This window comes from Pseudomonas sp. 3B-A001-10F (assembly GCF_056313565.1).
In genome coordinates this window covers 76,702-84,914 of the sequence record NZ_JBQYFW010000025.1, presented here as the reverse complement: position 1 = coordinate 84,914, position 8,213 = coordinate 76,702, and the positions used below count along the sequence as shown (strand labels likewise).

12 protein-coding genes and 1 tRNA gene are annotated in these 8,213 nt (G+C 52.5%); 7 read left to right on the top strand and 6 right to left on the bottom strand.

Features of this window, described 5'->3' with window-relative positions; all coding sequences use genetic code 11:
* The 5 genes from AC0ZWN_RS21015 to AC0ZWN_RS20995 all read left to right on the top strand — a co-directional run.
* Positions 1-2,039: RHS repeat-associated core domain-containing protein (locus AC0ZWN_RS21015; protein WP_476336368.1), on the top strand; the 2,039-nt coding region annotated here is incomplete at its 5' end.
* Positions 2,029-2,343, top strand: a complete 315-nt coding sequence (locus tag AC0ZWN_RS21010; protein WP_311886303.1) for a contact-dependent growth inhibition system immunity protein — start codon at positions 2,029-2,031, stop codon at positions 2,341-2,343. The genes AC0ZWN_RS21015 and AC0ZWN_RS21010, both read left to right, overlap by 11 nt.
* 308 nt (positions 2,344-2,651) lie before the next feature.
* Positions 2,652-3,056: an Imm50 family immunity protein gene (locus AC0ZWN_RS21005; protein WP_476336365.1), complete on the top strand. Its 405-nt coding sequence runs from the start codon at positions 2,652-2,654 to the stop codon at positions 3,054-3,056.
* 126 nt (positions 3,057-3,182) lie between these two features.
* Entirely contained in the window at positions 3,183-3,338 is a 156-nt protein-coding gene (locus tag AC0ZWN_RS21000; protein WP_476336363.1) for a DUF6896 domain-containing protein, read from the top strand.
* A 404-nt stretch (positions 3,339-3,742) separates the two neighbouring features.
* Positions 3,743-4,171, top strand: a complete 429-nt coding sequence (locus AC0ZWN_RS20995) for a DUF6896 domain-containing protein (RefSeq protein WP_320337267.1) — start codon at positions 3,743-3,745, stop codon at positions 4,169-4,171.
* 74 nt (positions 4,172-4,245) lie between these two features.
* Here AC0ZWN_RS20995 and AC0ZWN_RS20990 read toward each other — a convergent pair whose 3' ends face one another.
* The 4 genes from AC0ZWN_RS20990 to AC0ZWN_RS20975 form a co-directional block, all read right to left on the bottom strand.
* Entirely contained in the window at positions 4,246-4,419 is a 174-nt protein-coding gene (locus AC0ZWN_RS20990; protein WP_174244440.1) for a hypothetical protein, read from the bottom strand.
* A gap of 122 nt (positions 4,420-4,541) precedes the next feature.
* Complete coding sequence (locus tag AC0ZWN_RS20985) at positions 4,542-4,961, bottom strand: glycine zipper domain-containing protein (protein ID WP_007914081.1); 420 nt, start codon at positions 4,959-4,961, stop codon at positions 4,542-4,544.
* 137 nt (positions 4,962-5,098) lie between these two features.
* Complete coding sequence (locus AC0ZWN_RS20980; RefSeq protein ID WP_476336360.1) at positions 5,099-5,470, bottom strand: glycine zipper domain-containing protein; 372 nt, start codon at positions 5,468-5,470, stop codon at positions 5,099-5,101.
* A 324-nt stretch (positions 5,471-5,794) separates the two neighbouring features.
* The gene (locus AC0ZWN_RS20975) at positions 5,795-5,983 is read right to left on the bottom strand and encodes a hypothetical protein (protein ID WP_095050941.1); all 189 of its coding nucleotides are present in this window, start codon (positions 5,981-5,983) and stop codon (positions 5,795-5,797) included.
* Between the two features lie 240 nt (positions 5,984-6,223).
* Between AC0ZWN_RS20975 and AC0ZWN_RS20970 the strand changes: the two genes are divergently transcribed.
* Positions 6,224-6,508, top strand: a complete 285-nt coding sequence (locus tag AC0ZWN_RS20970; protein WP_476336358.1) for a hypothetical protein — start codon at positions 6,224-6,226, stop codon at positions 6,506-6,508.
* A gap of 61 nt (positions 6,509-6,569) precedes the next feature.
* Here the strand turns inward: AC0ZWN_RS20970 and AC0ZWN_RS20965 are convergent, their stop codons facing one another.
* Together AC0ZWN_RS20965 and AC0ZWN_RS20960 are read right to left on the bottom strand one after the other, a co-directional pair.
* The gene (locus AC0ZWN_RS20965) at positions 6,570-6,890 is read right to left on the bottom strand and encodes a YbjQ family protein (protein WP_016985528.1); all 321 of its coding nucleotides are present in this window, start codon (positions 6,888-6,890) and stop codon (positions 6,570-6,572) included.
* A gap of 143 nt (positions 6,891-7,033) precedes the next feature.
* Positions 7,034-7,123: transfer RNA gene (locus AC0ZWN_RS20960), tRNA-Ser, on the bottom strand.
* Between the two features lie 295 nt (positions 7,124-7,418).
* Here AC0ZWN_RS20960 and AC0ZWN_RS20955 point away from each other — a divergent pair.
* Positions 7,419-8,108, top strand: a complete 690-nt coding sequence (locus AC0ZWN_RS20955; RefSeq protein WP_476336356.1) for a crotonase/enoyl-CoA hydratase family protein — start codon at positions 7,419-7,421, stop codon at positions 8,106-8,108.
* Positions 8,109-8,213 lie beyond the last annotated feature (105 nt).

The window sequence follows — 8,213 nt, the reverse complement described above, 5'->3', positions numbered from 1 at the left end:
ATGAACAGGGGCACATCACCCGTTATGAGTATGACGACGATCTGCACCTGGTCTCGCGGCGGATCAACCCCGACGGCACGCGGGTGCAATACCGCTATGACCATGCGCAACTGCTGCTCACCGAGATCGAAAACGAATCCGGGGAAAAGTACCGGCTGGATTACACCTCCACTGGGCTGATTCGTCAGGAAGTCGGTTTTGATGGTCAGCGCACCGCGTATGCCTACGACCTCAACGGGCATCTGCTGGAAAAGACCGAGTTCGGTGATGATGGCTCTTGTTTGCTCACCGCTTATGAGCGCGATGCGGCCGGGCGCCTGCTGGTCAAAACCCTGCCCGACGGGATCAAGGTCAGTTATCAGTACGACCGACTCGGTCGTTTGATCAGTGTCGACGACGGCCAGCAACATCCTTTGGCCTTCGAGTACGACCGTCAGGACCGGCTGATCACCGAGCATCAGGGCTGGGGCACCCTGCGTTACCGCTACGACGCCTGCGGCCAGCTCAAGCGCATGCGTCTGCCGGACAACAGCGTGCTCGACTACCGCCACGCCAAGGGCGGCGCACTGAGCGGGATTGACCTCAACGGCACGCCGCTGACCCGCCATGTCTACCAGTCCGGTCGCGAACTGCAACGCCAACAAGGTCTGCTGCTCAGCGAATACTCCTACGACGATCAGGGACGATTACTCGCCCACGCCGTAGGCCATCAGCGCGATGCGTTGTACCGCCGCGATTATGCCTACAGCGCCAATGGCAATCTCGCGCACATCGCCGACACCCGCCACGGCCAGCGCACCTACGGCTACGACGCCCTCGACCGGCTGATCCGCGTCCGTCACTCACGCGACGAACTGCCGGAAAGCTTCGCCCACGACCCGGCCGGCAACCTGCTGATGCAGGACCGCCCCGGCCCGAGCCAGATCCAGGGCAATCGCTTGCTCATGCAGGGCGACCGTTATTACGACTACGACGCCTTCGGCAACCTGATCCGCGAACGGCGCGGCCGCGCACAAACACTCGTCACCGAATACCGCTACGACTGCCAGCACCGCCTGATCGGCCTGACCCGTCCGGACGGCCAGACCGCGTCCTACCAATACGACGCCTTCGGCCGGCGCATCCGCAAAACCGCCAACGGCGAGATCACCGAATTCTTCTGGCAAGGCGACCACCTCGTCGCCGAAAGCAGCGAAAGCGAATACCGCAGCTACGTCTACGAACCCGGCACCTTCCGCCCGCTGGCGCTGCTCGACGGCAAAGGCCCGAAAAAAGCCTGCCCGTTTTATTACCAGCTCGACCACCTCGGCACCCCGCAGGAACTCACCGACTACAGCGGCGACATCGTCTGGTCCGCGCAATACGACGCCTACGGCAAAGTCGCCGCACTGACCCTGGCCGGCGACGACTACCTGAACCAGCCGCTGCGCTTTCAAGGGCAGTACTTCGATGCGGAGAGTGGGCTGCATTACAACCGGCATCGGTACTACGACCCCCGGCTGGGGCGGTATCTGACGCCGGATCCGATCAAGTTGGCGGGTGGGTTGAATCAGTACCAGTACGTGCCGAATCCCACGGGGTGGGTGGATCCGTTGGGGTTGGCCTGCACTCCTTGCCCGGGAGCGATACAGGAAGATGGGCCGTATAGTGAAATTGTTCCAGGAGGGGGATTAGAGGCCCACGAGTCTCGCGGTGGACATGCTATTGCGAGGCATGTCAATAGATCGGAGGCTCAACTGAGAGCTAGACTAATGGCTGAGCCGAACATACCTATTGCGTCAACATTTCATAATAGGGCAGAGGCTGAAGCTGCACTCTCTAATGTTATCAGGAGCAACAAAGTAAATATTGATAATTTTCTAATAGGTAACACAAACAATCTTGTAATCAATGAGCGAGTGTCTGTTCCTGCTGGCGTGGGTGTTGTGAGACAGAGTGGAACGCTAGATCCGCTATTTAGTATTAGACTAGTGCTGCGGCGAGACACTACTTCACAACTTGGTTATTTTATCTTGACGGGCTTTGTAAATGACAACTGAAGATTTTCCTAAACTATTCCAGTTTCTCGGAGCCTATTTTCATGAGGATTGGATGTGTGAGTTTGACTTGGCAGACGATGTTATTAGAGCTTTCCTAGCAGACTCAGAAGATTGCGTAGTGGAGGGTGTGATAAAGGAAATCAATGCCTTGCTGGTGATGAATGTGACAGAAAATAAAATTCGAGATTTTTTACTGAAAGAAATTGGATGTTGTTATTGCTATTGGCATGACTGGCAAGACGGAAATACGTGGTTGAAACACATTTTTGTGGTTATCAGAAAAGCTCCATACAGTAATATTTAAGTCCCCTTGGATAAGCCCCATCATTTTTGATTAACTGAAATATTGGTGTATCAGTTGTCCCTTTGCTGGCAACCCCGCTTTCATAGGAGATCCATAATGTTTACCTCAACATTGTCCAATTAGCTCCGGTGCATGATGTCGGAAGCGGCGAGGATATCAATCACATGCATGCCATACCTCGAAATACTCTTCGCGCGATGCTTCGCCAGCGATGCCATTCCCACGAGTTGGTCATTTAAATGAACAGCTCGTGAAAAACACCGAAGAGAGAATTGACGCATCTATCACTACTCTTTCAGGAGTCAACCATGAAGCATTGGAACGACATACAGGGAAGCACCTTTTTTAACATGATTTTTAGCTCTCCAATAGCCATTGGCGAAATAAATCTTTTTACCTTAAAAATCGAAAATGATTATTCCACTGTCATCCTAGGATTCGACATACCCGAAACCCCGGACGCGCCTCCAAGAAAATGGAAGAACATCGGATTCAACACTTGTCGAATTGGAATAACGTGCAGTGAAATAGAGGAATTATTCATAAGCAACTTGCCAAACCAAAAAAAATTTCAATTAACAATCGCAAAAATGGACTCTCGTTTTAAAGTTTCAGCAACCGCAGAAGAATCCTCGATAAGCTTTACCACCTCATTTATAAGTCTGCGAGAGCCAGCTGTTTATCTGAAGAATGATCCACTCCATAAAATATAAAACATCGGTAGTATGAAAAATTGACAACCCCCATCCCCCCAAAAAATTACTGATCACTGACTTTCTCTCCAAAGTCGATGAAGGCACAAAGCTATTCGAAGAGAAATTTGGCAATCGAAATATTTTATGACTATGGCGGAGGGGAAAATCGAACGCCGCAGACAAATAACCAATGGAATTCAATATGAACTACACGGCGTCGGGTGCGCCATTCACTTCCCATCAGAATCAATAGTTTTCGATTATGAATCTAACAACAGGATCAATGGCTTTGATGTATGACGCCTCTACATTTACGCCTTAGAAAGGCCGCTCGTGCATGAACATTACTGCGACATGAAAACACTCAAAAAAGAACTCAAGGAGCTTGTTTCGCTAAAGACAATTGAAAAAAAGTCGCTATCTGATGACCTTTATATTTTCTCGCGCGACTTGCACACCTGAATAAATTTAGATTAGAAACCAATTTCAAATACATCTAAAAACTAGAAAAAAAATCGAACATAATGACATACCTATATTTTGAGCAGACTCCATCGCGTAGCAGCAAGGCAAACTTCCACCAATATGAAATTCATACTCACATTCAACCTCAAAACATAAAATGCGCCTTAAAAAAACACTGAAGATATATTAGAGTCAGCAAACAATGTGGGCCTGGACATATTGGAGCATCGGAGAAGAAGATGACTGATCAAAATGAAACTTTGGACATCCTGATAAATGACTTTATCTCCATGGTGGAGTCCAGCACACTGATATTTGAGCGCAAATTTGGCACTCGTGACATTCGAAGGCTTTGGCGCACCAAAGCAATAAAGCGATGCGGGAGAGTCACTCGAGGCGTTAAATATGTATTGCATGGTATTGGCTGCCGCATCAATTTATCGACAGGAAGCGTAGATTTCGACTATGGCCCTAACGGTGAAATCAATGGGTTTGATACTCGGCGCTTATACTACTTTGCCCGTGACAGACCCTCTAAACATAGAAAATTTTGCGATGAAGAAACCATAAAAAAAGAACTCGAAGAATATCTGAAGCTAAAAAAAATCAAAAAAATGTCAGGCATAAGTAACCTGTATGTATTGGCTGACTCAAAAGAAACCGATTAGACTCGACCACCAAAAGGGCCTGTTAACTCAGGCCCTTAAAACCAATTCCAGACTTTCACCCAACCTATTCCCCCTCACTGCTCATCCTCATCCTCATCCTCTTCATACTCCATATCCGCCTCATCCGAATCATTCAACGGCACGGTCGCATCATCCATCAACGACCCCGGATCCTCATTCCCCGGATCATTGATAAACGGCAGTCCACTCGAACCTTTCTCTTCCTTGCCTTCAGTTTCGGGAGTCATGGCAAACCTCGTCATCTGGTGGAGTGTATGAAGTTCGAAAAGCCCTACAGTCAATCGTTCCGGTGTCTGACGATCAAATGCAAAAAACCCGGCAAAAAGCCGGGTTTCCGCTTAACCCTCCATCAATGATGGCGGTTTTTATGTTTGTTCTTGTGCTTGTGACCGCCACCCGAATGAGATCCGCCATCATCACCCAGGTTATTACCGACCGCACCACCCGCCGCGCCGCCCAAACCTGCGCCAATGGTCGAACCCGTAGAGCCGCCGAGGCTGTTGCCAACGACCGAGCCACCCGCCGCGCCGAGACCACCACCAATGGCGGCTTCGGTTCGATTGCGTTTATTCGCCCCGACGGCACTGCCGGCCGCGCCACCAACACCCGCACCTACCGCCGCGCCAGTACTGCCACCGAGTTGTCCACCGACAACATTGCCGAGTGCGCCGCCCAAGCCGCCACCCACAGCGGCGGTGCCATCACCAGCGGCCATCGCCCCTTGTGCTACCAGCAAACCGAAAAACAGTGCAGATAATGACAAGCGCATATGAACCTCACAGTTCCCGAAGCGGGACAGTCCGCCCAGACATGGGCCTATGTGAGATTGGAGAGTCGAATGGGGAAAACGTTCAGCCATGAAAAAGCCCGACATCGAGCCGGGCTTTTTCTGACAAGGGATTAGTCTCAGTGACGCTTGTGACCTTTGGACAAGTTGCTGCCCACTGCGCCGCCAGCTGCGCCACCCAGGCCTGCACCAATCGTGGCGCCGGTTCTGCCGCCCAGGCTGTTGCCGATCACCGAACCACCCGCTGCGCCAACACCGCCGCCAATCGCCGCTTTGGTCCGGCTACCCTTGCGCGCCGCCATTGCGCTGCCCGCCGCGCCTGCTACGCCGGCACCAATGGCCGCGCCAGTGCTGCCGCCCATTTTCTGGCCGACGACATTACCCAGTACGCCACCCAGACCACCGCCCAGCGCCGCGGTGCCATCACCGGCAGCCATTGCACCTTGAGCAACCAGAAGCCCCAGAACCAGAGCAGGCAGTGTTAAACGCATGACGAAAACCTCAAAAATTGGGATGACAAAAAGGGCCGGGATTTAATGCCGTCGCCGCGCAAAAGTCCAGCCGAAATCATAGGCTTCGCGTACTCGGCGCCGATTGGACAGCGATTCTGCAAAAGGTTTTATGACAGGCAAAAAAAAGCCCGCTGGGGAGACGGGCTGGAGACTTGCTTTCTAACGGATGGCTTCACCCTACCGCGGTAGACGTGAAAAGTTTGTGAAAGCCCCCCGCATTTGCCACCGAAGTGCGTAGGACATTTCTCTCACTCAATCAGCCATAAAAAACCCCGTTCAATGACGGGGTTATGCAGTGACAGATTATTTTCTGGATCGCGCGCTGACCTTGGGTAGAAATTTTGCCTTCGGTCCTTTCGGTGCTGTGGATTTGATCTTGCCGGTCTGCACCCGGTCCTCGCCAAAGCCTGACTGGTACTCGGTCTGACCGCACCGTACACAGTTATTGAAGGAAAATTCAGCGCCATCGTCTTCGATATACGGATCAGTCATACCATCGCCCCTTCGCCACCGGTCGACACCGGCAAAAACCCATTCGCCTGAAAAAATATCGACCTCCAACGCTTTTGAGACTAGCTGGTCATTCCTGGACTTGTTATTCAGATCTCCTGATGCCCGACGAATGGCCTACAAAAACTCAACGCGATGTAGTGCCATTGGTCCTGCACCGCTAAAGAATTGCAGAGACAGGCCGTTGACCTTTTTCATACAAATGAATCTCAAGGAGAGAACATGCAAATCAACGGATTCCCGAATATGCCTGTCGTAAAACTCACGGACGAACAGATCGCAGCCGGCAAGGCTGGCGCTGAAAAACTCAAGGAAAAGATCGCTTCCGGTGAAATCACCATCAAGCCTCCGGGTCCGGATACACCGGTTCTGCAACCAGGGGTCATTTACCATCCCAGCAAGCCAGTCGAACCCAACCCACCTTCTGATACACCCCCTCTGGTCGCCATTGATACACCACTGACCTATGACGAAAGAGGCACCGTGATCCTCAAGCCACAAGGCTGATTGCACCGCAAGATTGAGCCCATTCAACCTCTGAATGGGCTTACACACCCGTCAAACAAACTCAGCGCAACTTCACCGCCGTACCCGTCGCAAACACCACAACCATCCCGCCCTTCCCGCCGGGCATACTGATCTCGAAATCCACCCCGACTACCGCATCAGCCTGCAGAGCGCGCGCACGCTCGCGTATTTCTTCGGTCGCCTGAATACGCGCCTCCTTCAAAGCCCGCTCCAGCGTCTGCGAACGCCCACCGAAAAAATCACGCATACCGGCAAACATGTCACGGATCACATTGACCCCCTGCACCGACTCGGCACTGACGATGTCCAGATATGCAGTGATCTGCCGGCCTTCAATGGCGTGAGTGGTGGAAATGATCATGGAGTGTCGTCCCTACAAGGATGAATAAATTCGCGATTGTAATGGCTCAAAGCAGACTTCACGCCGCTGCCAATAAAATCCAGACGCCAGAAACCACAAAACCCCTGACTTCTTTCGAAATCAGGGGTTTTGTGTACTGAATATGGCGGTGAAGGAGAGATTCGAACTCTCGATACAGTTTCCTGTATACACACTTTCCAGGCGTGCTCCTTAAGCCACTCGGACACTTCACCGTATCTCTTCAAACATGTTCTGTCTGTCGAGGCGCGCTAATGTAGTCGAAAGCTTTTCCGATGGCAAACTTTTTTTCAGAATTTTCATGCGGTTAAGAGAAAAAGTCGTTTTGCCCGCTAGCAGGCCATGGCAAACCGGCCAATCTTCGGTGGGCGCGGCCCTTCTATATAGAAGCAGAACGCCTCGCCACGCTGGATGGACCGTGAAACGGTGACTGACGAGTCAGTCACGGCGCTTTACCTGGCCTGCGGCGGTGGGTAACGTCTGCCCATCTTTCTTACAAGGAATAGCGTCATGAGTGAGTTGATTTCCTACCACCTCGAAGACGGTATCGCGACTCTGACCTTGAGCAACGGCAAGGTCAATGCCATTTCTCCGGACGTGATTGCGGCATTCAACGCGGCGCTGGATCAGGCGGTGACTGATCGTGCCATCGTGATCATCACTGGTCAGCCAGGGATTCTGTCCGGCGGCTATGACCTGAAAGTCATGACCGCCGGCCCTAAGGAAGCCGTATCGCTGGTAACCGCGGGCTCGACCTTGGCGCGTCGCCTGCTCTCTCACCCGTTCCCGGTCATCGTCGCATGCCCAGGTCACGCGGTAGCGAAAGGCGCTTTCATTCTGTTGTCTGCTGATTACCGCATCGGTGTCGATGGGCCGTTCAGCATCGGTTTGAACGAAGTGCAGATCGGCATGACAATGCATAACGCAGGTATCGAGTTGGCGCGTGATCGTCTGCGTCGCTCGGCGTTCCACCGCTCGGTGATCAACGGCGAGATGTTCGATCCGAAAAGCGCCGTGGATGCCGGCTTCCTCGACAAGGTGGTTGCCCCCGAAGAGCTGCAAGGTGCCGCCCTCGCCGCTGCGCGTCAGTTGAAGAAGATCAACATGCTCGCGCACAAGAACACCAAGTTGAAGGTGCGTAAAGCGCTGCTGGAAGCTCTGGATAACGCGATCATCCAGGATCAGGAGCATCTGGGCTAAGCCCGGCTGCTGCGCAAAAGAAGCCCGACCGTCGTGTCGGGCTTTTTCTTGCACGCATGGTTTAAAAGTCTGCGACCGCTCTAGGACAGGTCTGACCCTCCATTC

What these genes read in the sequence shown, in the direction of transcription:
- AC0ZWN_RS20975 (WP_095050941.1), bottom strand. Translation starts at nt 5,983, where the DNA reads ATGACTGATCCGTATATCGAAGACGATGGCGCTGAATTTTCCTTCAAT.
- AC0ZWN_RS20990 (WP_174244440.1), bottom strand. Translation starts at nt 4,419, where the DNA reads ATGACTCCCGAAACTGAAGGCAAGGAAGAGAAAGGTTCGAGTGGACTG.
- AC0ZWN_RS20985 (WP_007914081.1), bottom strand. Translation starts at nt 4,961, where the DNA reads ATGCGCTTGTCATTATCTGCACTGTTTTTCGGTTTGCTGGTAGCACAA.
- AC0ZWN_RS20970 (WP_476336358.1), top strand. Translation starts at nt 6,224, where the DNA reads ATGCAAATCAACGGATTCCCGAATATGCCTGTCGTAAAACTCACGGAC.
- AC0ZWN_RS21010 (WP_311886303.1), top strand. Translation starts at nt 2,029, where the DNA reads ATGACAACTGAAGATTTTCCTAAACTATTCCAGTTTCTCGGAGCCTAT.
- AC0ZWN_RS20955 (WP_476336356.1), top strand. Translation starts at nt 7,419, where the DNA reads ATGAGTGAGTTGATTTCCTACCACCTCGAAGACGGTATCGCGACTCTG.
- AC0ZWN_RS21005 (WP_476336365.1), top strand. Translation starts at nt 2,652, where the DNA reads ATGAAGCATTGGAACGACATACAGGGAAGCACCTTTTTTAACATGATT.
- AC0ZWN_RS20965 (WP_016985528.1), bottom strand. Translation starts at nt 6,890, where the DNA reads ATGATCATTTCCACCACTCACGCCATTGAAGGCCGGCAGATCACTGCA.
- AC0ZWN_RS20980 (WP_476336360.1), bottom strand. Translation starts at nt 5,470, where the DNA reads ATGCGTTTAACACTGCCTGCTCTGGTTCTGGGGCTTCTGGTTGCTCAA.
- AC0ZWN_RS21000 (WP_476336363.1), top strand. Translation starts at nt 3,183, where the DNA reads ATGACTATGGCGGAGGGGAAAATCGAACGCCGCAGACAAATAACCAAT.
- AC0ZWN_RS20995 (WP_320337267.1), top strand. Translation starts at nt 3,743, where the DNA reads ATGACTGATCAAAATGAAACTTTGGACATCCTGATAAATGACTTTATC.